The following is a 22,017-nucleotide window of genomic DNA, read 5'->3' as shown; positions in this document are numbered from 1 at the left end:
TCCTTTTGAATCTCTATTCAAACTCACCGTTTGAGTTTGAATAGAGTGCGTTAAAAGCTTAACATTAAATGTGTTTTTTTATATTTTGATTAATATATGTGTTATTTGGGGGCAGGTAAATACATCAAATTGTTTTATGCCTCCTGAGTAACAATTGAAATACGCTGATTAATACTCCCAAACGTATTACTAAAGGTCGCTTTTAGGCGGTATTTTCGGTCGGCTGTAGACAGCTTATTATCAAAATAAGTAAAACTCTTTCCGAGCGTGTAGGACTCAATTTTACGATTACTTCCCTCGGGTGAGCATATATAGTTACCTTCCCCATTTTCTACTTTTACCAATGTTTCAGCACCCGAGCTTGAAACTTCATATAGCTGTAGGGTTACTAAAGGGTGCCTGTCGGGGTTGCTAGTGCTACAACTGCCCGATATTTCGCCGCTTGAACCTGTAGACGACGCGCTGCAAACAATCGCAATTTGCTTACCATTACTACCAAAACTTTCAGTATCTAATGTAACGTAGCTACCCGTAGACGGGTTTTGAATCGATGTTGTTAGCGTACCGGCTATAATTGTACCGCCAAAATAAGGACTTCCCTCATCATCCACATACGTAACCGCATTGGTTTTTGTGAGGTTATTGTAAAGCACGGTAGAGCCTGAGACATTGCCTGTCACCTTGCCATACCATTCGATTAAATTATGAGGGCCAAAGGGGGTCGCTGACTGTATTTTCATATAGTTAGTTCCCTTCATTTCCACGATAGCACCGCGTATGGTTCCCCCTTCGATTATGGGGGCGGTCATTTTTGTTCCCGCACGTATCACATTAGCGTCTAGCGTGTCCTCAATCATTGCGCTGCCATGCACATACAAAGTGTATGCAACCCAGTTTGAACCATTAAAGCGCTTTATAGTTTGCACCGCAGGATCGCTGCTTTTATAAATGGTCACGCGGTCATGTATAACAGGTGTCCCATTAGGCACCGCGCTATTGGCGGTTGAGTCCGACCAAACACCCGAGGTGGTTGCAACTTGGACTTCTACCGATCCCCGATTGCCATTAGCACCATTAGTACCATTAGTACCATCCTTGCCGTCTTTGCCGTCCTTGCCGTTCAAGCCATTAGTACCGTCTTGGGCTCTAATATCTTCTAGGCTAGCTACCGTGTGCCCGTCGCCAAGCTCTAAAATGCCCTTTATGCGCTGAATGGGATTAAGCGGATCAGAGTTATCCACGTATGACGTGGGCACAAACGTAGTGCCCACCATGGCCCCTTGGCGTATTACATCACCAATAAAGTCAAGGCTGGCAATATCACCATCGTTATAACCCGCAATGCCCGAAACGCGCCCGTTATTGTCAAGCGTCCAGCCACCGCGAGCCACTAATTTACCGTCAACGGTTTTAAACAATTGGCGCAGTTGCTTAATACTGGCTGATTCTTCCCCATCACTAATTTGCAGGTTGGCTATAAACTCAGCTAGCGGGCCATCAACCCATGATCCACCATCGGTAACACATTGCACCGCGTCGCTTTGGCTGGTTATGTCGCCGTTTTCATCTACGCAATAACCCACGGCTGTGCGGGTATACTCTTGGGCGGTGGCGATAGCCTCGCTTTTACCCTTGGCCGTATCGGTTGCTATTTTACTTGTAAGCGTATTTTCAAGGGTGGTAAATGCTTGGTTTTGGCTTGCAAATGTTTCGGCCACTTCATCAAAGCTACTTACGGTATCTGCAATAAAAGATTCAAATTCTAAATCGCGTACTGTGTTTGCTTCATCAATGGTGGCCATGGCCGTTGTAACATTACTAAAACGCGCGGTTACACTTTCAAACGTGGCTTGATAGCGGGTGTCGCGTTCAACACTGGCTTGTTGTTCGTTAGAAAATGCGCCTGATAACTCAGTAATTAAACCTAAGTTTTGATCATACTTAGTGGCCAACTCTAATGCATTTTGCGCAACTGATTCTAAATCATCCGTATTGGCGAGTAGTTCAGTTTGGGCCAGTGCAATTTTCACTTCTTGCTCGGCGATTTTTTCACCTTGCAATACGTTGTTAGCTTGCAGTATTACATCGTTTAGGTTGGCTGTTTGCAGATCAGCATCTAGCCCCTGAATTTGCACAATGCTTTGCTCAATCGTGCCGTTTATAGCGTCTAGCTTTTGCTCTACGGTTGCAAACTGTGCATTAACGCTGCCCTCTGCCGCGTTAAAGGCGGTGATTTGGCTTGTAATGTATGCCTCTGCGCCATTAATAAACTGCTGCGCATTGTTCGCTTTTTCAAGGGTTCCGTTTTCATTAAACGATTGTAACGTTGCACTTACTTGGTACGTTGTATCAAAGGTATTTAGTATGGCGTTAACGTTTGATTGCGTTTGATATCCTAAACCGTCTACCCAAGTGGTTGTTGCATATTGGGCCATGATACCGGTGGCCGCATCAATATCATTTTCAAGTAACGTTGCGCGGGTGGTTATGTCGTTTAGCGCTAAATCGTTAGCGCCGCGCTTACCAATTTCTATAAAATCAATATCAACGTGGCCGAGGTCAATTTTTAGCGCCGTAATGGTGCCTGTGTAACCTTCAATGCCTGTTAAATCAATTTGGGTGGTTTCCCAGTTTTCGCTTTCAGGCTCTAAAACATTAACTAAAAATTCATCGGCACCAAAGTAAAGATTACCTAACCATGGCTGATCAGCATGCTTACGCACACGTAGGCGTAACATTGGGTTTTCGTCGGCTTGGTAGCTAAGCGCAGGGGTGTTAACCACGCCGTTTAGCGTTACATAACCCAACGCGTTATGGGTTATGTTGCCCGTAAAACCCTCTGTGGTGGTGTTAAAATGCCAGCTATACGCAGGGGTTAGCGCTTCAATCGCACCGGCTATTTCTGTACGAACTTCGGTAAAGGTGGCGCGCTGGGTTATTTGGCCCGCTTGCACGATTAAGTTAGCCTCGGCTTGGGTTAAGCGCTCGTTGCTGCTGGTTATGCGGTTAGCTTGTAATTCAATGCTTGCATTAACACCGTCAATTAATACGTTTGCCTCAGTAAAGGCTTGATCTGTGTATGCAAAGGCACGGTTTACAATAGTGCCGTTGTCGGGGTCGATATATACGGCGGCATCAATTAAACGCTCGTTACCTAATTGGCGGCGCTCGTAGTTTTGACGCCAATTTGTATAATTTGCTGATAAATCAAAAATACCCTGTTCTATATCCGTGCGGGCTTGGCGCTCTAAATTTAGCTCGTTTACGGTGCGCGCGAGAACGTCGGGTATATTATCCTCTGTATCAGGGCGCAGGCGGTCTACTTGGGTGTTTATATCTTCGATAAGGGTTTGTGCATCTTCGCTTAATTTTTGTAGCGGTATATCGTCGATATAATCTAACAAGTCGGCCAGTGACGTTTTAACGGCCACGTCTACCCAAGGGCTCACACCTGATAAATTTTTAGTACGCACCTTAAAGCTGTATTCGGTATCTGGCACAAGGCCGGTATAAATATAGTTATAACCGCTGGCGGTGTTTGGGTTGGCGTTTGGCTCGGCTGTTTGGCCTAAAAACTGCCATTCAAACGTTGTGCCTAAACTTGCACCGGTTACGCTGGCGCTTAGTGTAATGGTGTTATAGGTTACGGCGTCTATATTAACAACGGGAACGCCAGGTAACGAAACACTAAAACCAAACGATACCCATGCGCTACGAAAACCAATTTTTGACGCGGCGCGCACGTCCATTTCGTAGTTACCGGCATCAAGTGCGGTGATCACAAACGCAGGCGTTACACTGGTTGTGCTGAGTATTAGCGCATTGTCTTTGTATATTTGTATATCAAAATGGCTGTAAACCGACTCCCATGCAACTTTTACATGGCCATCATTTAGTAGCGTGCTGCTAAAATTAACAGGGGCGGCAATGTTACGCGGGTCGGGCAATGATGTGCTTGGGATTGGTGGGCGCACATTGCCATTTAACCAATTATAAATGTACGGTTGGTGCTCACGTAAGTTAAACGTAAATTGGCCGTTAGGTTGATCGGTTTTACCAATTAATCTAAATGGCTTATTTACCCACCCTAATTTTTTATGGTTTATAGGTATTACATCGCCTATGGTGTAACGCAAGGCGATAGGGGCCACTGTTGCAGTAAAACTTAATGACTCACGGCTGAGCATAGCAAGTATGCGCGCCATTTGGCGGGCTTCGTAATAATCAGTGCAGCTTGATACTTTAAAACGATACTCAAGCAATACGCCGTTATCTTCGGCCAACCACTGATCAGCCAGTTCGCTATCTGGCTCGGGGTAAACGGCATCTTGTTCGCTATAACTTAGCTCTTTGTCTATATACTCAACAATGACGCGGTTATAACGCTTGCTTTTGCTGCCCTCGTCATACTTTATTTTACCATCAAAATCATTTTCACTTAGGCTGTACGGGGTCGGTTCGTCGTCTTGCTCTATGATAAGCGTAAGCTTGCCGTTAATTATCGGCATTAGTGCGCGCATAGATTTTGATAATATTTCTGTATTATCTAGTACACTTTGCCCCGTATCGATAACCGCATTACATGTAAATAGCGGCTGGGTTTCTTCGCTGCCTTGAAATTTAGGCACGGCGGTATTGGCAATGCGGCCGCCAAGCTTAAACGAATCGAGATCGTATTCATTTGCTTGTAAATTTTTACCAAAAATAGGATGGGTTAAATAATCAAAGGTACAATACGCAGGGTTTTCGCTGTATTCTGTTACGCCTGTGTCTAGGTTTCTAACGCGACGACCTTTAATAATGGCTGTTGCGTCGGGGATTCCCGTAAATGGCGCGTCATCTCCAATGCTCCACTCTAAGCGTAAGTATGTACATGCTAGGCCGTCTAATCGGTGATCTTTTGCTGCGCCATCCCAACCGGCTGCTTTTAAATGCGGCGATGATAGCCCAGCCATACCGTTTGTAAAATTATATGCATACGCCCAGCGGCCGCCGTCTTTTGCGTTAAATTTACTATCGGTGATTGATATATCATTTAATAAAATATCGTCGATAGACTCTACACCGCCCTCGCACCATACAATAATTACATGCAGCAAGTCGTTTTTTACGTCGTCGTCGTCATCAGGGTTGGTTGTGTTCATAAACACAATTGTTCCCTCGGTTTTACGCGTGCCGTAAATAACTTTTATATGCGTATCTGAACTGGCTTTAGTTACGTTTGTGCCAGTTTGTTGCTTGGCTTGCTTTTGCTCTGGTATAAACCAACTTATTATTTTTTTTAAAAGACTCATTTAACGCTGCTCTAATGTTGCACCACGGTTAAAACGATTAGCGCCACCACCGCCGCTTGTGCTAAGTGGTGAACTGCCCTCACGGCCCCAAGGAATATCGGTAATAACGGTGCCGCTAAATTCCATTCCCCGATCATTTGGGTAATACACTTGTTGAGATTTAAGGTTTGTTTTTCGCCCGCGCGATGCCTCAAAGTCGGCCCACACCGAGGCGGCTTTTAAAGTAATTTTTGCGTCGTTTTTATCTTCTTCGCCGGTTTTACCTGTAAGCAATCCGCGCCAAGTAATAGTTTTATAAACGGGTTGGTTTTGCTCGTTAAACCACACTTTGCTGATTGTTACGGGTGCATTGAGCCAATTTGAAGCAAAAAAAAGCGCCGTTATGGCGCTATCTATTGTGTTTAAATCTATGTTTATTTCGCCAATTTTGGGGCTTGATTGCTGGGTTATACTGGCTTTTGCTTGCCAAAACCCTGCGCGGTATTCGACCCCGCCGTAATTTATATGTGCCCCTGCGTTTGTAAGGTTTAATGGGGTTTCTAAATCAATTGAGATTAGCTGCGCGGTGGTATGTGGCCCTGACAAAATAGCGATTAACTCGGCGGGTAAATCAATCATTTATAAACTCCACAAATTCTACTTTTACGGGCACTTCTTTTCCTTCGGTTGCGCGTAGCTGTATATCTTGACTGTCTGACTTTAAGCGCATAGTAAAATTAACGTCGGGCCCTGCGCTTAAGGCGGTGTTTTGTGCAGTACCAATGCGCAAAGGGGGCGTAAAGTACACGGTTCCTTGCCCCGCCCCATTACTGTTTAAGCTTTGCGTTACCATGTACACTTTGCTGTGGTTGCTAAACTTTATAAAATCGCCCGCCTCGAATATTCCCGATTTAGCGCCAGGTAAATTATAAAGCGCGACGCTTTGCGCGCCTTGCAATGCATTTTCGCGCATGAGGGCTAAGCCGGTGCCCGTGCCTATTGGTGGGTAAGGATTAGCAAATAAACAAGGGTTATATTGCCCGCCAAGCGAGCACACAAACGAAAATAAACCCATAACATCGGCATATTTAAGTTTTGGCGTGGTTAGGTCGATGCCCCATTTGTGCATATAGCCAATGCGGTTTGTATGATCAATACCGCCTTGGCTTGGGGGTGTTTGTGTCTCGTCTAAGCTACGCAAGCGCGCTTGCTGGGGGAGCACGTATTTAGCGGGAAAAATTAGCATTGCATGCCCTTGTTAAATTGGTTGCTCGATTAGTTCTTGCATATCGGTTGCTATGCGGTTGCGGTTGGCGTCGTACCACTGATCAAACCCGTGGGTGTCCATTGCGCTAATGTTAAAGTTAGGGCTAATGGTTACGCCGCCTTGGCTTTGGTTTTGGTTTTGGTTTGCCATCATGGCGTACATTTCATCAATGCGCTGCGCGCTTTGGTTGGTGTATACACGCTCGCCTTTATCAAGTAGCCATGTTCCTTCGTTTGGTATTGCGTCGATACCGCTGTGCGCCATGCCCGCCATACCTGCAGAAATACCCCCAATGGCGGTGGCCATTGGCATTGATACAGCGAGTGCGGCACCCATTGCGCCAGGTGCTAATAGCGGCCCCACTACTGGTATTGCGGCAGTTGCAGCAAAGGCGTTTAAGCCTGCTGTTAACGCCATGGCTTGCGCGCTGGTTGCCATGGTGGCCCCTGCGCTTACGGCGGCGGTTTTATTAAGCAGTTTTTCAATGGCCCACAGTGCCAAGCGCTTTGCGCCCATTTCAGCAAGGGCGGCAATGGTTGATTTAACAACGCCCTGCATTACGCCTTTCATTGAATCTGAAAAGCTTTGCTGGGTTGTTACTGCGTTGGCGACTGATTCGCCTATGCCTTGGGTGAACCGGTCAAACGTATTACCCCACATTGCATCAAAGTCGGTGCTGGTTTGGGCGGCTTGCTCGCGCAATTGCTCCATAAACGTTTGATTTTGCTCGGTGCGCTGGGCGTTAAATTCTTCGTTTGCTTGCAGAGAAAGCAAGCGGTATTCATCTTCGGTTAGCTTTTTGGCTTCAAGTGCTAAACGCCATTCTTCTAATTGCACACCTAATTGTGCGCGTTCTTCGCTCCAATCGTTTTCGCGCATGAGCTTTTTAACAGCAAAATACTCTTGGGCTTGGGTGATTTGCGCTAGGTATGGGTTTTCGGCTTCCTCGGCTGGAACTTCCGTTTCTCCACTAACTGCAGGTGCAACACTTGGGTTGTAATTTAGGGTGCTTACATACGTTTGTGCTAACCCCTCAAAGCGGGCTTTGGCGTCTGCATACCACTGATCAAGATTTTGTGAGGGAATAGGCTCCATCATTAAATTGTGCAGGGCGGTTGTTGATTCTTGCGCCGATTTATAGGCGGCGGCGGTTTCGTCTTTGTCGAATAATTGCGGGGCGTCAAAGTTACTTAACGAGGCTAAGCTTTTTGCCATTTTTGCGGCGTCGTCGTTAAAAAATCCTGCGGCGTCTAGCGCTTGCTGAATAGGAAAAACAACAGTTTTAATAATGCTTTGGCCCAATGACGTCATGCCGCTAAGCATGGCGTTTGCACCTTCCATTACCAGTAAGCGCAGGCCGTTAAAACTTACCTTTAGTGCTTGCCAAATAACTTGAATACCGCGCCACGCATTGCCGACAAAGCCCGCGCCTTTTACCATAGTACCTACTGCATCGGCTGCATAACTGCCCATGCCGCCTGCCTGTTTGGCGTTTTCTAAAAACAAATCAGCGAGTGAACCGATCACCGGTGCGGCCTCGGTGGCTAGGTTTTGGCTAAAGCTACTAAATACTGATTCGGCGCGCTCTATTGAATCGTTGGCCATTTCAACTTTGTTTGCATCGATACGATCAAGGCTTATGCCAAGGGCGACGGCCTCGGCTCGCATAGCGTCAATGCCTACGGCTCCCCCTTCGATCACTTTAAGCATACCGGTGCCTGACTTACCAAACAATTCATAAGCAATGCGGGTTCGCTCGGATTGGCTTTCTATACCGCTTAGGGCGTCGGCCATGACGCCTAATTGTTCATCAGGTTTTAATTTATTTAAATCTTGGGCGTTAATTTGTAGCGCTTTTAAGGTGTCGGCTAGCGGGCCTGTGCCTTTAAATGCGGCATCGGCTGTGCGCCGCGTCATGTTTTCTAAGCTTTTATCAAGGTCTTTATTTGCGACCCCTGACAATGCGGCAGCATGGCGTAACTCAGTTAGTGCGCTGGTTTGTATGCCTATGCTGTCTGAAAATTTGGCGGTTTGATCAATCGCGGCCGCTTGTTGTTTATAAATACCCAACAAAGCACCCACCACCACGCCACCGGCTAATAAGCCCGCTTTGGCGTAGGTGTTCATATTACTGCGGGCGTTTTTAGCAAAGCTGCTTACGCTTTTACCCGCTTTGGTTAGCTCGTTTCGTAACGTGGCGCTGTTACCGCCAATTTGTATATTTAAACTGGCTAATGTGCTCATGCTGGTTTAGCTCCCCACGCTTGAAGATATTGGGCTAGGTCGTCGGGTGGTAACTCGACGGGTTTGTCTTTTTTAGGGCTTGATTTTTCTTGCTGCAACTGTTTAAAAGCGTAGATTTCGGCAAGCTGGCGGTGTGTTATTTGGCTTTCAAGTTCAAACGGGGTGCGCCCTATTTCCGTCGCGTACGAAAATAGGAAACACCGCCAACCGTTTGCTTTTAGTTTTTTGTTAGTTCTTCAATGTCGGCATCGGTTACATTGTTTAAACGCGAGGCCACGGCAAACATTTTATTAATGGGTGCGGCGGGCATTTCGCTTAGCTGCTCTAAATCATCCATAGTAAATAGCTTATTGCCGTCGGCATCTTCGGCGCTTTTAATAACCATAACCGCTTTTACTGAAATATCGGTTTTCATTTTGCCATCAGAATTAACGATAATTTGCTCAAATTCTTCGTTTTCTTTAGCTGTAAGCGCTTTAATAAATACTTCACCAAAACCACTAAGACTTACCGGTTCGCGGTGTAGTACACCCATTTTTGCAAAGAAATTAGCTTTGTTAATTTTAGTCGCCATTATGCAAGCCCATTGTCTGAGTTAATGCCCATTTTTGCTTTAAAACGCAGGCCGCTTTCGGCTTCAAGTTCTGCCATTACAAACGAGGCAAGCACGGCTTTAAACGTCCATGTTGGCCCGTTTGTGCCTACGCGTAGTTTAAACTCGCGCTCTACGCCATCTTCGGCAGCGGCATTAAGCTCTAATTGGCCTTCGTCATCGGCAAGCCAACGCCCTATTAGCTCACGTTCGCCCGCATCTTTAAGGGCTGATTTGCCGTATTGCACTTGTAAATCGCTTAATACGGTGTCGGTGTTTAATTTGCCTTCACTGCCAATGGTGCCGCCAATGCTGTCAAAGCCTTTAACAACTACTGTTTCGCCTGCGTCGCCTGTTTTAACAACTTGAAGCTGGGAACCTTCAGGAAATTTAACTGTATCGCTCATGGGTATTATTCTCCGTAGTGAAAATTAAAGTCGATTATGTGGCGGTGTACGTTAGGATCGCCGCTAAAATCGGGGATTGTTTGTTGCTCTTTTATTAGGGTGATATTGACCCCGCCAAAATTGCCTTTTAAATATTTAAGGTGCTGGCGTAATTGCTTAGCAAGGGTGGCGGCGGTGGCTGAATTGCCCGCTACGGTGCTAATTTGATACCGCGCTATACGATGCTCAGTTAAGTCGAGTGTGGTTTGTGGTATGTCGCTTACTGGTTTGTAACTAAACGCGGGCAGCGTGTCGGCGCTTGTTACTTCGCGTTCAAATACGTCATCGCTTAATTGATAAAGTATTTCGGTAATGGCTGTGTTGATCATGTTGATTGCCTTTTAATAGCGCGTTCGATGCCTTTGGCCAGCTCAACTTTTGTTGTGCTTATTACTTTTGCCTCGTTTTTAATGAGGGATGGGCGCACAAACGGCACACCGTCAAAGCCTGGGTGTAATAAGTTATTTAACCCTTGTGGGTTTAATATGTGCGGCTTTACGCCTGTTTCTAGCCAGTAAGCTATTAACGGCGCGGGTAATGCGCTGCCTGTAAGCCCTTGTGATTTTTTATTGGGGTAAACGCCTACGTATGCTGCAGCGTCGTAAATACTGTGAGCCCCTTTTTTATTGAGGGTGGTTTTTGTTTTTATTGAGTCCTCAATGTGGCCCGTTTGGGTGTTAAAGCCGCTAGTAAACCCGCTTTTCATATCGTCATGTACGGGCTTTGCTGCTTTTTTAAGGGCCGCGCGCAATACTTTGCCTTTGGTTGCACCGGCTACTTTTGCCAGTTGGGCCTCTAGCTCTTTTAGGCCGAGCACTTCGCCGGTTATTTTCATAGGGCTTGTAGCTCTAAATCAAAAATGATGGTGTGATTTAGTAGGCCTGCGTTAGTTGCGTCTTTTACTTCGTAAGTTTGGCCGCCAATTTCTATGCTTTTTACGGCCATAAACGCGGGGCGGTAATCAATAGCAAAACTTACTTGGGCTGTGCTTACATCAAGCGTTTGTTGATTTACTAGGCCGCCGCGCTGCTTGCGGTAACTGCCTTTAACTTTGCCCACTTGGGTTAGCTGTGCTTTTTTACCGGTGGGGGTTTTGACTAACGCCAGGTTAAAAAGCGTGGCGCGCGTCTTTTTTTGTGTGGCGGTTAATCTGTTCATGGTTAGCCTATTATGATGCGTTTAAACCCTTTTATTGCGGTGGTATATGCCGCGTTTTTGTTTAGGGGTTTATCTGTTTCTACTTCACGATTACTAAACAAGCTGCTTATTTGTAATAAACACGCGGTTCGCAGGTTGGCGGTTTCGTATGGGAGTAAATTTGCTAATATAATTGGTGCCTCTGTTTGCTCGGGCACTTGATCGGCTGTTTCAAATATTGGGCGGCCAATGTCGCCGCATACTTGACCTGTTGCGCGATCTATAAGGTCGGGTATTTGTTCATCATAATAATCGTCGTCTTGCTCAATTTCTAACTGGATTTTTGCTTGGTTTGTTGTAACTAGCATGCGCTTTACTCTATTTTTTACATGAAAAAGCCGCATTGCAGATCAGAACAATGCGGCTCGGGCTGAGGAACGCTTTTTTACTATTCTGGTGTGTAAGCTACTGCAATTTGTTGCTGAATTAGCTTGTCTGCAACCGATTTAGGGCGCGCTGTAATATCGCCTTTACAGTAATTTCGATAGTTACCAGTAAACTTAATCGCTTTTTTTTCTTCTTTTTCGGGTTTCGTTTCTTGCTCTGAGTCGTCGGTATTAGCTACTTTTAACTGGTAGTAATCCCATGCTTGATCGCGCTGCTCTGCGCTTGGTTTTGACTCTGACTTTTTACCTTCATCATCAAATAACGTTACTTTGAGCGCGTCTACTGCTGGTTTTTTTTCAAAATTACCGACTGAAATAGCCACAACGAATGGCGCTAACGCTGGATCACAGTCGTTTATATCAAAAGACAATGTTTCTAGGGCGCTTGCTGCAGGTGATACAAGCAAGCTTGCTAATAAAGTAACTAACTTTGTTTTTGTGTTCATGATTATGCCTTTTAAAGAGGGAACAAAAGGGCGTTTTAATGCCCTTAAATAAAACTATTAAAGGTAATAGCTTGAGTTAAATTTAACGCCAGTACCGACAATTAAGCCTTCTAAATGACGGAAACCAATATCATTTTCAGTTACTAGGCGTAACAGGCTCATGTTTTGCTGGAACGTTAACTGCAAATCACCGTTTGAATCCATGTAAGCCGTTTCTTTACTTATATCGATTGACCATGTATCAGTTTCACCGATAAGTACGTCGTTAAAATCAACAAGGTAAATTTCAGATTCGTTTGAATCAACACCCAGATCGGCAGGGATATTGGTTGTTGTATCGAACGGTAAGCCTTTTAAAAATCCGTCTTTCATTTCAGGGTATTGAAAACGGCCGTTTGCATCTTTTAAATCTTTTAAGTAACGGGCGGTACGTGGTGGTAGCATCCAGCCAGGCATGATCATGTTTGAGTTTGATTCTTCAAGGCCAAGCATTAACGCACCTAAATACTCGTCAATATTAGTAGCAATTAATGAACCGCTAAATGCGATAACGCGGCCTGCATCGATGGCCGTTTTACGGATGCCGGTTGGCGTGTCGCCTGTGCCATCACCGCGAATAAATGCACGATCTTGGGTTTGGGCTGTTGCGTTGATCATGTCATTTAAAACAAGCTGCTCAATACGATAACCTGCATGGCCTATTAATTTATTTGACATAGCAACTAAAGAAATTTGCTCTTTAGCCTGCATTTTTAAATCGCCGAATTTAGATTCTGACACTGAGCCTTTTTCTGTTTCGCCTTTGTATTGCGATGTAGCACCGCCGCTTTGGCGTGGCATTGTTAGGCTGCCGTTTGGTAGCGGAACTGACATAGCACCCATTTTACGCACTAATGTACGCGGTGTTAGCAGTTCGATAACTTCGCTCGCCCAGTTTTCTGGCACTAGCGAACCGCCGGAGTTGGCGGCGGTGGTTACTGCCATTGCTACATCTTTATCGCCGATTTCGTTTTCAGCAAAAAGACGAGCGTCACTTAAGTTGCCTTTAGCTGCTGCAATTGACATTGCTAAACGCGCGACCTTTGCGCCTGGGTAATCTTTTAACGGTGCTTTTGTGTGGATAGCTGGGCCGCTACCAAAGCCGTTGCCAATTACTGGTGTTGCTGTTTCGATTGCGGTGTCTTGTGCTAAGCGTGCGCGAGAAAGTTTTGCTTGGTTTTGCTCTAATGAAACTTGCGCTGCGTCGAACTGTGCTAATTGTTCTGCGGTCAATTGGCCTGTTTCGGCCTCAATCGCGGCAAGAGATTTAATTGTTTCGCGTTGCGTGTTACACGCAGCGATAATTTGAGCGATAGTCATAATAGTTTTACCTTTTTTTAGCTATAAAAAAAGGCCGCTAAATGCGACCTTTGGGTGAACTCTGCCGCGTGGCAGGGAATTTAAATATTTTGTGTTAGTGCGATTGCTGCAGCTTGCGCTTTTATGCTGCGGCCAATTGTTGGGGCGCTTGAGCGCTGCACCGCGCCTTGTGCTATTTGATTTATGGCGTCTTGCGGGGTGGCAAGGCGATCAGCTAACTTTAAATCAATGGCGGCTTGCCCTTCGTAGGTGTCGGCCTCGGTGGCAAGAACTTGCTCTAAGCTCATATCGCGGTATTTAACGATGGCCCCTACAAATTTTTGATAGGTTTTTTCTATGTTTTTTTCGGTGTGGGCGCGTTCTTCTTCGCTCATTTCGACGTCGGGGTGAAAATAAACCTTGGTTGCGCCACGGTGGAACGTGTGCATTTTGTAACCTGCGTCGGCGTAGGCTTTGGTCATATCTAGGCGCTTTTGATAGACGCCCACGGAACCTACGCCCGCTGTATCTGAAATAATGATTTCGGTGCAGGCGGCGGCAATTAAATATGCGCCTGAGTAGGCGTTAAAATTAATGATGGCGCGTATTGGCTTAATACTGCGCGCTTGATAAATAAATTCGGCACATTCAAACGCGGCTTGCGCTGTACCGCCCCCGCTGTTTATGTCGAGTACAATTTCAAGCACTGAATCGTCGTTAAGGGCTTTTTGCATTTGGGTGCGTAGGAATTCGTAGCTCATTACCTCTTCGCACGAATCTGTTATAGAACCACGGCGCGGGATTAAAATACCGTGAACGGGCAAAACGACAATGTGATCGCCCTTTTCGGGGTCGCCCAGTGGAATTGGCATTGATTCTTTAGCGCTTATTTGCGCGTCTGACAATACGGCGTTATTGCTTTGAGCGTTTATATGCCCTAGTAATCGGGGAGCAATAAACGATTCGATAATGTTTGATAAGTGCGCGGTACAAAGTAGTGGCGTATTAAATGCCATTTCGGCAATACGTGGGTAGTTTATGTTCGGCATAGTATTTTCTCTATTTCTAGGCGTTGCTCGGGTGTGGCGGTTGACATTTGGCTTGCTGCTTTTTTATCTTCTGGGCTTTGCATGTTTAGCGGTGTTAAATACTCGTTGCCGCCCTCTACTGGTGGTAGGTTTTCAAAGCGGCGTATGTCGTTAACCGATAAGAAACCCCATTGACGGCCTATTGCGTATGAGTCGTACCGCGTTTTAAAGTCACCTCTTACTAATGAGCTAAAATTAAACTCTATAAAGTAGGTGCCTCTTTCTTCTGGTAATAATAAATCGCGGTGCATTGCGCTTTCCCAGCGCTTTAACCATGGCATTAGTGCAAACACTAAATAGTTTAAGGTGGTTTGCTCTACCGATTTATAGGATTCACCGGCGCTTTCACCAAGCATGCTGGGCGGTATGCCATACAAACGAGCAATATCAAGAATGCCCATTTTACGGGCCTCGATCATTTGCGCTTCGTTGTTGTTCATTGACATTTGGCGGTATGTCATACCTTCTTGTAGCATGGCCACTTTAAACGCTTTACGCACGCCGCCTACATGGCGGGCTGCAAACGTATCAAGCACGTTGTCTATGTCGGTTTGTTTATCAAGGCTTTCGACTTCGTGAGGGCGTTCAATCACGCCGCTTAGCGTTGTTCCTTGTGAAAATACAGCGCTTGCGTGTTGCTCTGTTGCTAGCACTAGGCCTATTGAGTCGGTGGCGGTTTGTATTGGCGAAACACCGGTAAAACCATTTAAGCTAAACCCTTTAACGTGGTGCATTAAGTCCATGCCCACGGTTTTGTTTTCAGGTATTAGGTGGTAATACGGTAGGCCATCACCGCCTTTAAGCACTTGTACGTTGTCGGGGTGAACCCAAATAAGTTCCTTTACCCGCATTTTTTCGTCGTGGTCTTTTAGTGCGTAAAAGTTACCGCGCAAACCAAGCAGGCCCATACCCGACTCGAAATATTCAAAGGCGGTATCTTTTTTATTTGGCTGGTATCTTAAAACAGAATAAAGCGGGTGATCGGTGGCTTTGTCCCTTTTGTCGCCGTCGCGTTTATAAAGTTCGCAATTTAATTGCCCTACACTTGTTGCTAATAATGTGATGGCGCGATTTAAGGCGCTATTGCCCATTGCGGTTACTTCGTCTACATGTACGCCGCTGTTTGTGGTTCGGTTGCCGCTGCCAAAGCTGCGGGCCATAGAGCTAATTATTGCCGATGTTTTAAACATGCTAGGGGAAAACATTATTTAACCCCTTTACTGTTGGCTATTGATTTTGCGGTTAAGTAGCTGTGTATTAATAAAAGTAAACCGCCTACTAGGTAGGCGGCGGGCTTATAGATTAACCACGCGCCGTAAGTAATTGCCGCTATGCCAATCATGCCAATTACAAAGCTATATGAGTTAATAATTGCGCTTATGATTAAAGTGGCCGCTTTGGCTAATGCGCTCATTAATCTTTTGTGTGTTCTTTCGATTTTTTTTAGCATCCAACGTTACCGCCTGCATAAATTGATTTCTTTTTAAGAGGTGCTTGTGTTTTTTGCAGCATTGCCTCGCCTATTGCCATGATCAGCGCTACCGCTCCATCTATTTTGTTTATGTCTTTTTGCTTTGTTGGGCGCACTACGTCGTCGTTACCTGGTAGGTTCTTCCCGACTACGTTTGATATGTGCCACGCCATTACTGCATTGCCGTCGTGATGGAAACGCCCTGAATTAATGGCAGCCTCTAGCTCTTTCATTGGGTCTGAAAGGTTTGTGTAATTTTGCGTGACGGTCACAACGTTTAAACCTTCGTCCATTAGGTTGTGCGCTAAGTTTGTTGCGCCGTGTGGATCGATTGGTATTGATATGCTTGGCGTTTCAAGGTGGCTTTGCACTACGTCGGCGAGTATGTCGCGGTAGTCGATTTCGGCCCCGTCGGTTACGCTGAGTAACCCTTGATTTAAGTAACGCTGTAATTGCTGTTCAAGCTGTTTGTTTTCGTTGTTATATACTTGCTCATAAGGCACCCAAAATTTAGGCGCAATACTGTACCAATGCGTTTTACCGTTAATCTCTTTCAAAAATATGCGAGCCTTTGAGTTCATATCGATCTTGCGGGCTAAATCGAGTGCTTGCACACAATCGGTGCCTTTAAAATCTTCTATGTTTAGGCTGGTATCTTCACAGGCTTTGTATTTTTCCATGTTGTAAAAAGCACTTTTAGCGCTTGCCCACATGTTTAAATGCTTGGTTTTAAATGTGTTGGTAAAGCGCGGGCTGTTAATTGCCTTTTGCTGCTGGGCCAGTAAAAAATCTGCTTTTACACTTATGCCGTAATTTGGGTTGGCTTTTAAAAGTATGGCTGGGTCTGTCCAGTCGTCGCCCTCGTCGATACCGTAAAGCAGTGCAAAAAGATGATCGTCTTGCGTACCATTTAACATGGCTTTGCAGCGCAGTTCTAAATCATAACAAGGGCTGTCTAGGTTGGTGCCCGCTGTTGTGATTGTTAAAATCATTGGCTGATCACGCGAGCCCATGCCAGTATCAAATGTGTCGTATTGCTCGCTTGTTGGTTGTTCGTGGTATTCGTCAACGATTGCAATATGCGGCGAACTACCATCGCCAGGTTGACCGATCACAGGTTCAAATACTGAACCGTCGCTGCGCGTTAATTTTTTTGCGTGTACTTGTAAGCCAAAGCGCTTGCGTAGCTTTGGTAATTTGTTGACCATTAGCAGCGCGGGTTTAAATACTTCCCATGCTTGCTTTTCATTTGTTGCACCGCAATAAACCTCACTGCCGTATTCATCATCAGCACATAAACCAAATACGCCAACACCGGCGGCAATAATTGATTTACCATTTTTACGAGGTACTTTTAGCATTACCTCTCGAAAGCGGCGCTTACCTGTTTTTTTTACTACCCAGCCAAATGAGGCGGCGAAAAAAAACAACTGCCATGGCTCTAATGTTATGCGTAATTTACGGCGGGCCCATTCGCCTTTTGTGTGCGGCATTTTTTGTATAAACGTACAAATTCGCTCGGCTTTGGCTTTGTCGAATCTGTATTTAAATGCGGGGTCTTTTTCTTTTGCCAGTTCGTCTAAGTGACGTTGGCAGGCTTGTATTACTTGACGGCAATTAGGGATTTTACCCGCCACAACATCACGGGCATATTTGTTCGCCGCGTTTACGTTGGGGTAAGTGGCCATTGTTTAATACTCGTTAAAATCGTCGTCCTCGTCGCTCTTATCATCTTTGCCGCCGCTCAACATTCTGGCGCGGGCCATCGGTGATAAACCAAGTTGATTAGCTAATCTTATTGATTGATTTACGATTAGGTTATGCGCGGTTACGTGCGGGTGTAACTTAAGGCTGCCCGAACTCGATACATCAGTAAAATCAGCAATGTTAGTTAATTGCGCTTCAAGCTTTATAATTTTACTTATCGCATTACAGTAATTAATTAGGTGTGGAATATCTTCGGCCGCAAAAGATTGGCGATCAAACATAATCCCTAAATTTGAATGCCATGCATCAATTGCATGCTGATCAGCTAGTAGCGGTTTTGGGCAGTTTGGTTTTTTTTTAATTGACGTATCGCCAACCGTTAAACCGTTAGCAATTTTGCCAGCGCCAGGCGCGCGATTTTGGGCCATTTTGAACCTGCAACAAATGTTAACTTGATGATCGTTTAAAGATCATGGATTGATCAAATTTCAATTCTTATTATTTGCGTATAAAAATTTGACTAGATGGCGGTACTGTAGAATGGGCTTTCTTTGAACAAAAAAGACCCCCCACCCCCTATAGATTCAGTTTTATTGCGGTGTGCGCGTATCTTTTTAGTATCTCATTAACAGTTCGGGTTCTTTCCCAACCTGTTTTAGTTTTTGCGCACGAATCACAGAAGAAAGATAAATTTTCTAACTGTTCAGTACCGCCTTTAGCTACCGGTATTATGTGTTCACATATCGAACCTGATTTAACAACTGGGTTTGGTTTTGTTAAGCAGTTAATACATAAACATTTAGCTAAATTCTTTACGTGTTGGCGGGTTTGTTTCCATGCTTTAGTTGTGTAAACGCGCTTACCTTTGCGGCTTTGTTGCTGCTGAAAGCTGCCCCAACTCGCTTGGTCTTGGTGTGCTTCACAGTAGCCGTGGCGTTCTGTTGTAGTCTTACCGCAACCACCTTGGCGGCAGCGCTTAGGTGTTGCATGTGCCATAGATTACCCCGTTATATATTTAATAAGTATTAAAGTAATATCTATTAAATATATATTAAGCATCCCATTGGCTTGCATCACTACAGCCAACGGGGTGTTTTACTTCTTGTTCTGTGTTTCGATAGCTGTTATCCGCTGATTATATAGTGCCATATCTGTTTCGATACGTGACCGCCACATAACAGCTGCAGAGTTGTTCATCTGTAAGTCTTTTAACATTAAAGACTGACTAGCTAAGCGTTCTTCAATGCGGGCGTACTGTAATTGGTTTTTATTAACTGTCACACCAACCCAACTTAGCATGCTAACAATAAGCAAACTAAGCGCTGTTAAGGCCGTCTTTTCAAACGCTAACGCTCTGCGCTCTACATTGTTACTACTCATGCTTTGCCCGCCACTTTCTAAGTGCTGCTTTATCAATACTGCACAACACGTTTTGATTATGGGATTTAACAGCAAACGTTAATAGCTCACGATTGGTTGTTATATCTGATTGCTTAACACTGCAATCATTAAGGAGGTATGCCGGAGGTAACACCGGCACTTGCTTTGTTATTGTTATTACTTTGGGGTCGGGTGGCGTCGAGTAGCACCCGACTAACATCATCAGGCAACATAGTATTGCCCCAATCTTTATTAACCTGTTCATAAATGAACACCTCTTTCAGCTTAGTTTGCACAACGGTTTGTTGTTCGTTCACAGTGTTAAGCGTTGCCAGGTGTTCGTTAAACATTTGCTCTTGTAGCTTATTGTTAGCAATTAGCTTTAACTTATCTGCTTCACTGTCTTGCAGTTCACCGCCAAGCTTAGCAATACTAACGTTTAGCTTTTGGTTCTCACTGGTTAGCTTATTACTTAATTCAATTGCATCGTTATATTTACCAATAACAACCACACCGCCCGAAGTTAAAGTAATGGCCAGCGCTGCTAATAACGCCGCTTTGTTTAGTGAAAACATATAAACCCCTTAACCCCAAGTAAACTGTTCACGCCAAACAAATTGGCCGTAATTAATATTAATTAAATAACGCTGAGCAAAGCCCGCTTGTTTTAACAAAGGCGATGAAATACCCATAACTACACCGTGACCGTCACAGTAATAGCCGAATCGCTTAAACCCGCGCCCGACTGAATAAACACATTAGCAAAGCTTTCCACTTCGTCGGTTTTCCAATACGCCGGTATTGGATTGCCTTCAAAATCACTTAAAGCCGACTGATCGCCAAAGCTCACATAAATTAAGCCCTGCGTGTTTGCGTTTTGCAGTTCAAAAGTCACATCACCGGCAGGAACCGTTAAACCATTATCTAAAAACAATTGAGCTAAAGACGTTTTAACAGCCGTTATTTTAAGTTTTTTGTAAGATTGCTTAGCCATTTAAAAGCCTCTTTTGCACGGTAAACGCGCTTTAATTTGTAATTGATAACGCCTAATGTGCTGAACATACTCAATAGTCTCTCTTGAGTGGTGGCCAGTAACATTGGGTAAATATTGGATAATATGAGGGTAAAGCACTTCGCCGCCGCTAAGCTTTTGCGCCTTAACGCAATTACCAGCACCGGCGTTATAATTACATAACGCTAAGTTTTCGCGGTCATACTCAGGGCGAGGACTCGACCAAAACGCGTATTGCTGTTGCATATATCGTGCAGCAACTAAAATAGATAATTCAGGATCAAACGGCGAACCGACCAAACCAAGCTTGGCGGTTTGTTCTTCCCAAGTAGCAGGCATAAACTGCGCAATACCACTTGCACCAACGGGGCTAACAGCATCAGTTTTAAACCGTGACTCTTGCCAAAGCTGGGCTTTTAATAAATCAGGATCACGGCCCGCACTAAAACGCTTTACTGCGCTTTCAATGTCCGCATCATAACCACAACTAAGAGATAACGAGGCCGAATAACAAGGCAGCACCAATAAGCTGCAAACCGTACAAAATAGCAAGCGAGCGATAATCTTTAGCATGTTTGCAATCTCTCACAAGGTCGTCGAGCGTATAACCCGCGCGGCGGTTAAAGTAACGCAGTGCAACACGCAATAAAACATAAGCCATAATAGCTAAAAATAAGTTATAACCCGCACCGCTTAAAAACGTATAAAACGCGCTCATTCATCACCGCCATTTTCTAACTGCTCTGCAATTTCAGCGTAAATGCCTTTTTTGCTTATTGTTTCTACACACTCTGCAGCAAGTTTAAAATCACCGTAATTAAGCGCATGAACTAAAATTCTATCGCGGCCAAAGTCCCAAAACCCAATCATATAAAGCAACGCTAATAAAGCGCGCTGGCGCTGTATCGGCCACTTAGTAAAATCAACGTAAGCAATTAACGGGTCGTAAATATCTAAAATATCAGACGCCAATAAATTTAATGCCTCGTCCTCTGTCATTGGTTGATAATCAAAATTGCGCTGCAAGTAATCAGGTAAAGGCTTTTTATTTATATCGTGGCCGTAACCTATTAAGCGCTCGTTACTATTTGTTTTATACACACATGCGCAAAAAGCAACATGCCGTTTTAATTGGTCAATTAAATTCATCATTGCTGGCTTAAATTAAAGGCATAAAAAAAGCCCAACTAATAAAAGTTGGGCTTGCGCAAGTACATACAATTTTGGGATTCAGTTTTAAATCGGTTGCTTATTTACAACTTTGCCACCGTGACAAAAACAATACATTCTTATGCCAAATAAGTAAACACAAAAATCAATAAAAATTAAAATAAACACAAAATATGTTATTTGCAGCGATAAAACAAGCCACAAACAACACATAAGCGCAATGTGTGACCCGTCACAGTCTAAGCCTACTATTATCGGCGGGGTTAGCTAACTGCTGTTCTAATCGCTCTTTATCACGACGTATTAATGTACTTATATATTCATCTACGCTGTACGGTTCTTTACCCTCACCCGCACGCACTTGGCATAACATAGCCAACGTTTCACGCTCAGATTCAGATAAACCCACTTCAACACGCTTAACACCAAACTTAGCCAAACGTTCACGGCTTTTACGTTTACGTTCTGCAGCATCAGCGCGTAATTGTTCAGGTGTTTTTTTAGCAATCACTCATTACCCCCAAAGCACAAAGCGCCGCCTCAAGTGTAAAGGCAGCAAAGGTAAAAATTAAAACAAACGCAATTAAAAAACCAATAGCGCATAATTGTGTCATAAGGCTTGACGGCTCGCCTTGTTCATTTTCATTATTACTTTTCATAACCACCTCTTTTTTACTATTCATTGAATGCCACACATGCGCGCGGCGCTTTGGGTTGCTACTCATGACTAAGCAACTTAGGACGTGAAAACATCAGCGCACTATTTTGTAATTTATCTATCGACTGCTTACGGCCATCAATGCTAAGCACCTTTATTTGATGTTCGGGCGTTAATATTTGCTCAACCACAAAGCGCGGGTTATTAATTAAGTTATTCATATAGCGTTTACCGTGCTGTGTTGATTGGCCAAAAATGCGGGCTATTTCAATAGCCGTATAAAACTTACCCGCGTTCAATAACTTCTCTGCTGCTATTTCAGTGCTCATTATTTAGCGTCCT

28 protein-coding genes are annotated in these 22,017 nt (G+C 44.6%); all 28 read right to left on the bottom strand.

All coding sequences use genetic code 11. From position 1 onward, the window contains the following. Positions 1 to 134 precede the first annotated feature (134 nt). Positions 135 to 5,294, bottom strand: a complete 5,160-nt coding sequence (locus H5090_RS17765; RefSeq protein ID WP_182696369.1) for a fibronectin type III domain-containing protein — start codon at positions 5,292 to 5,294, stop codon at positions 135 to 137. Next, a complete protein-coding gene (locus tag H5090_RS17760) occupies positions 5,295 to 5,912 on the bottom strand; it encodes a hypothetical protein (RefSeq protein WP_182696368.1) in 618 nt (205 codons plus the stop codon). It abuts the gene before it with no gap. After that, positions 5,905 to 6,519, bottom strand: coding sequence for a hypothetical protein (locus tag H5090_RS17755; protein WP_182696367.1), 615 nt, complete (start codon positions 6,517 to 6,519; stop codon positions 5,905 to 5,907). Before H5090_RS17755 ends, H5090_RS17760 begins: the two co-directional genes overlap by 8 nt. Positions 6,520 to 6,531: 12 nt before the next feature. Next, positions 6,532 to 8,784, bottom strand: coding sequence for a hypothetical protein (locus tag H5090_RS17750; protein WP_182696366.1), 2,253 nt, complete (start codon positions 8,782 to 8,784; stop codon positions 6,532 to 6,534). A gap of 217 nt (positions 8,785 to 9,001) precedes the next feature. Next, positions 9,002 to 9,358, bottom strand: a complete 357-nt coding sequence (locus H5090_RS17745) for a hypothetical protein (protein ID WP_182696365.1) — start codon at positions 9,356 to 9,358, stop codon at positions 9,002 to 9,004. Beyond that, a complete protein-coding gene (locus H5090_RS17740; protein ID WP_182696364.1) occupies positions 9,358 to 9,783 on the bottom strand; it encodes a hypothetical protein in 426 nt (141 codons plus the stop codon). The genes H5090_RS17745 and H5090_RS17740 overlap by 1 nt, the downstream gene beginning before the upstream one ends. A 5-nt stretch (positions 9,784 to 9,788) precedes the next feature. Further along, on the bottom strand, positions 9,789 to 10,151 hold the full coding sequence (locus H5090_RS17735) for a hypothetical protein (protein ID WP_182696363.1): 363 nt from the start codon (positions 10,149 to 10,151) through the stop codon (positions 9,789 to 9,791). Next, on the bottom strand, positions 10,148 to 10,657 hold the full coding sequence (locus H5090_RS17730) for an HK97 gp10 family phage protein (protein WP_182696362.1): 510 nt from the start codon (positions 10,655 to 10,657) through the stop codon (positions 10,148 to 10,150). Before H5090_RS17730 ends, H5090_RS17735 begins: the two co-directional genes overlap by 4 nt. Continuing rightward, a complete protein-coding gene (locus H5090_RS17725; protein ID WP_182696361.1) occupies positions 10,654 to 10,980 on the bottom strand; it encodes a hypothetical protein in 327 nt (108 codons plus the stop codon). The genes H5090_RS17730 and H5090_RS17725 overlap by 4 nt, the downstream gene beginning before the upstream one ends. Before the next feature lie 2 nt (positions 10,981 to 10,982). Next, positions 10,983 to 11,327: a head-tail connector protein gene (locus H5090_RS17720; protein WP_182696360.1), complete on the bottom strand. Its 345-nt coding sequence runs from the start codon at positions 11,325 to 11,327 to the stop codon at positions 10,983 to 10,985. 80 nt (positions 11,328 to 11,407) lie between these two features. Beyond that, positions 11,408 to 11,851: a hypothetical protein gene (locus H5090_RS17715; protein ID WP_182696359.1), complete on the bottom strand. Its 444-nt coding sequence runs from the start codon at positions 11,849 to 11,851 to the stop codon at positions 11,408 to 11,410. Between the two features lie 57 nt (positions 11,852 to 11,908). After that, positions 11,909 to 13,210: a phage major capsid protein gene (locus tag H5090_RS17710; protein WP_182696358.1), complete on the bottom strand. Its 1,302-nt coding sequence runs from the start codon at positions 13,208 to 13,210 to the stop codon at positions 11,909 to 11,911. Positions 13,211 to 13,290: 80 nt separating this feature from the next. Further along, positions 13,291 to 14,238, bottom strand: coding sequence for a S49 family peptidase (locus H5090_RS17705; protein ID WP_182696357.1), 948 nt, complete (start codon positions 14,236 to 14,238; stop codon positions 13,291 to 13,293). Beyond that, positions 14,226 to 15,482, bottom strand: a complete 1,257-nt coding sequence (locus H5090_RS17700) for a phage portal protein (protein ID WP_182696356.1) — start codon at positions 15,480 to 15,482, stop codon at positions 14,226 to 14,228. Before H5090_RS17700 ends, H5090_RS17705 begins: the two co-directional genes overlap by 13 nt. Continuing rightward, a complete protein-coding gene (locus tag H5090_RS17695; protein ID WP_182696355.1) occupies positions 15,482 to 15,691 on the bottom strand; it encodes a hypothetical protein in 210 nt (69 codons plus the stop codon). The genes H5090_RS17700 and H5090_RS17695 overlap by 1 nt, the downstream gene beginning before the upstream one ends. Before the next feature lie 29 nt (positions 15,692 to 15,720). Then, positions 15,721 to 17,436, bottom strand: coding sequence for a terminase large subunit (locus tag H5090_RS17690; protein ID WP_182696354.1), 1,716 nt, complete (start codon positions 17,434 to 17,436; stop codon positions 15,721 to 15,723). 3 nt (positions 17,437 to 17,439) lie between these two features. Further along, on the bottom strand, positions 17,440 to 17,883 hold the full coding sequence (locus H5090_RS17685; protein WP_182696353.1) for a P27 family phage terminase small subunit: 444 nt from the start codon (positions 17,881 to 17,883) through the stop codon (positions 17,440 to 17,442). Between the two features lie 148 nt (positions 17,884 to 18,031). Continuing rightward, positions 18,032 to 18,451 carry an HNH endonuclease gene (locus tag H5090_RS17680; RefSeq protein WP_182696352.1) on the bottom strand — a complete coding sequence of 140 codons (420 nt, stop codon included), beginning with the start codon at positions 18,449 to 18,451 and terminating at the stop codon, positions 18,032 to 18,034. A 99-nt stretch (positions 18,452 to 18,550) separates the two neighbouring features. Further along, on the bottom strand, positions 18,551 to 18,835 hold the full coding sequence (locus tag H5090_RS17675; protein ID WP_182696351.1) for a hypothetical protein: 285 nt from the start codon (positions 18,833 to 18,835) through the stop codon (positions 18,551 to 18,553). Then, positions 18,828 to 19,055, bottom strand: coding sequence for a hypothetical protein (locus tag H5090_RS21100; protein WP_404936282.1), 228 nt, complete (start codon positions 19,053 to 19,055; stop codon positions 18,828 to 18,830). Before H5090_RS21100 ends, H5090_RS17675 begins: the two co-directional genes overlap by 8 nt. Beyond that, a complete protein-coding gene (locus tag H5090_RS17670) occupies positions 18,964 to 19,410 on the bottom strand; it encodes a hypothetical protein (RefSeq protein WP_182696350.1) in 447 nt (148 codons plus the stop codon). Before H5090_RS17670 ends, H5090_RS21100 begins: the two co-directional genes overlap by 92 nt. A gap of 119 nt (positions 19,411 to 19,529) precedes the next feature. Then, on the bottom strand, positions 19,530 to 19,829 hold the full coding sequence (locus tag H5090_RS17665; protein WP_182696349.1) for a hypothetical protein: 300 nt from the start codon (positions 19,827 to 19,829) through the stop codon (positions 19,530 to 19,532). After that, positions 19,830 to 20,369 (bottom strand): transglycosylase SLT domain-containing protein, encoded by a 540-nt coding sequence (locus tag H5090_RS17660; protein WP_220490804.1) that lies wholly within the window; start codon positions 20,367 to 20,369, stop codon positions 19,830 to 19,832. Continuing rightward, complete coding sequence (locus tag H5090_RS17655; RefSeq protein WP_002960436.1) at positions 20,335 to 20,565, bottom strand: hypothetical protein; 231 nt, start codon at positions 20,563 to 20,565, stop codon at positions 20,335 to 20,337. The genes H5090_RS17660 and H5090_RS17655 overlap by 35 nt, the downstream gene beginning before the upstream one ends. Next, entirely contained in the window at positions 20,562 to 20,999 is a 438-nt protein-coding gene (locus H5090_RS17650) for a glycoside hydrolase family protein (RefSeq protein ID WP_182696347.1), read from the bottom strand. The genes H5090_RS17655 and H5090_RS17650 overlap by 4 nt, the downstream gene beginning before the upstream one ends. A 250-nt stretch (positions 21,000 to 21,249) precedes the next feature. Next, complete coding sequence (locus H5090_RS17645; protein WP_182696346.1) at positions 21,250 to 21,528, bottom strand: hypothetical protein; 279 nt, start codon at positions 21,526 to 21,528, stop codon at positions 21,250 to 21,252. Further along, positions 21,518 to 21,676, bottom strand: a complete 159-nt coding sequence (locus H5090_RS17640; protein ID WP_182696345.1) for a hypothetical protein — start codon at positions 21,674 to 21,676, stop codon at positions 21,518 to 21,520. Before H5090_RS17640 ends, H5090_RS17645 begins: the two co-directional genes overlap by 11 nt. A gap of 58 nt (positions 21,677 to 21,734) precedes the next feature. After that, positions 21,735 to 22,004, bottom strand: coding sequence for a hypothetical protein (locus tag H5090_RS17635; RefSeq protein WP_182696344.1), 270 nt, complete (start codon positions 22,002 to 22,004; stop codon positions 21,735 to 21,737). Positions 22,005 to 22,017 lie beyond the last annotated feature (13 nt).

This window comes from Pseudoalteromonas sp. SR43-5, from assembly GCF_014163835.1.
GTDB classification, from domain to species: domain Bacteria; phylum Pseudomonadota; class Gammaproteobacteria; order Enterobacterales; family Alteromonadaceae; genus Pseudoalteromonas; species Pseudoalteromonas distincta.
The sequence above is the reverse complement of the archived record's forward strand: the minus strand, read 5'-3'. Positions and strand labels throughout refer to the sequence as shown.

Coding starts and splice junctions, on each gene's coding strand:
- H5090_RS17735 (WP_182696363.1), bottom strand. CDS start 10,151: ATGATCAACACAGCCATTACCGAAATACTTTATCAATTAAGCGATGAC.
- H5090_RS17685 (WP_182696353.1), bottom strand. CDS start 17,883: ATGGCCCAAAATCGCGCGCCTGGCGCTGGCAAAATTGCTAACGGTTTA.
- H5090_RS17650 (WP_182696347.1), bottom strand. CDS start 20,999: ATGATGAATTTAATTGACCAATTAAAACGGCATGTTGCTTTTTGCGCA.
- H5090_RS17755 (WP_182696367.1), bottom strand. CDS start 6,519: ATGCTAATTTTTCCCGCTAAATACGTGCTCCCCCAGCAAGCGCGCTTG.
- H5090_RS17760 (WP_182696368.1), bottom strand. CDS start 5,912: ATGATTGATTTACCCGCCGAGTTAATCGCTATTTTGTCAGGGCCACAT.
- H5090_RS17665 (WP_182696349.1), bottom strand. CDS start 19,829: ATGGCTAAGCAATCTTACAAAAAACTTAAAATAACGGCTGTTAAAACG.
- H5090_RS17640 (WP_182696345.1), bottom strand. CDS start 21,676: ATGAAAAGTAATAATGAAAATGAACAAGGCGAGCCGTCAAGCCTTATG.
- H5090_RS17750 (WP_182696366.1), bottom strand. CDS start 8,784: ATGAGCACATTAGCCAGTTTAAATATACAAATTGGCGGTAACAGCGCC.
- H5090_RS17655 (WP_002960436.1), bottom strand. CDS start 20,565: ATGAGCGCGTTTTATACGTTTTTAAGCGGTGCGGGTTATAACTTATTT.
- H5090_RS17740 (WP_182696364.1), bottom strand. CDS start 9,783: ATGAGCGATACAGTTAAATTTCCTGAAGGTTCCCAGCTTCAAGTTGTT.
- H5090_RS17695 (WP_182696355.1), bottom strand. CDS start 15,691: ATGAGCGCATTAGCCAAAGCGGCCACTTTAATCATAAGCGCAATTATT.
- H5090_RS17705 (WP_182696357.1), bottom strand. CDS start 14,238: ATGCCGAACATAAACTACCCACGTATTGCCGAAATGGCATTTAATACG.
- H5090_RS17670 (WP_182696350.1), bottom strand. CDS start 19,410: ATGTTTTCACTAAACAAAGCGGCGTTATTAGCAGCGCTGGCCATTACT.
- H5090_RS17680 (WP_182696352.1), bottom strand. CDS start 18,451: ATGGCACATGCAACACCTAAGCGCTGCCGCCAAGGTGGTTGCGGTAAG.
- H5090_RS17700 (WP_182696356.1), bottom strand. CDS start 15,482: ATGTTTTCCCCTAGCATGTTTAAAACATCGGCAATAATTAGCTCTATG.
- H5090_RS17765 (WP_182696369.1), bottom strand. CDS start 5,294: ATGAGTCTTTTAAAAAAAATAATAAGTTGGTTTATACCAGAGCAAAAG.
- H5090_RS17730 (WP_182696362.1), bottom strand. CDS start 10,657: ATGAAAATAACCGGCGAAGTGCTCGGCCTAAAAGAGCTAGAGGCCCAA.
- H5090_RS17715 (WP_182696359.1), bottom strand. CDS start 11,851: ATGAACACAAAAACAAAGTTAGTTACTTTATTAGCAAGCTTGCTTGTA.
- H5090_RS17720 (WP_182696360.1), bottom strand. CDS start 11,327: ATGCTAGTTACAACAAACCAAGCAAAAATCCAGTTAGAAATTGAGCAA.
- H5090_RS17745 (WP_182696365.1), bottom strand. CDS start 9,358: ATGGCGACTAAAATTAACAAAGCTAATTTCTTTGCAAAAATGGGTGTA.
- H5090_RS17725 (WP_182696361.1), bottom strand. CDS start 10,980: ATGAACAGATTAACCGCCACACAAAAAAAGACGCGCGCCACGCTTTTT.
- H5090_RS21100 (WP_404936282.1), bottom strand. CDS start 19,055: ATGTTAGTCGGGTGCTACTCGACGCCACCCGACCCCAAAGTAATAACA.
- H5090_RS17690 (WP_182696354.1), bottom strand. CDS start 17,436: ATGGCCACTTACCCCAACGTAAACGCGGCGAACAAATATGCCCGTGAT.
- H5090_RS17710 (WP_182696358.1), bottom strand. CDS start 13,210: ATGACTATCGCTCAAATTATCGCTGCGTGTAACACGCAACGCGAAACA.
- H5090_RS17675 (WP_182696351.1), bottom strand. CDS start 18,835: ATGAGTAGTAACAATGTAGAGCGCAGAGCGTTAGCGTTTGAAAAGACG.
- H5090_RS17635 (WP_182696344.1), bottom strand. CDS start 22,004: ATGAGCACTGAAATAGCAGCAGAGAAGTTATTGAACGCGGGTAAGTTT.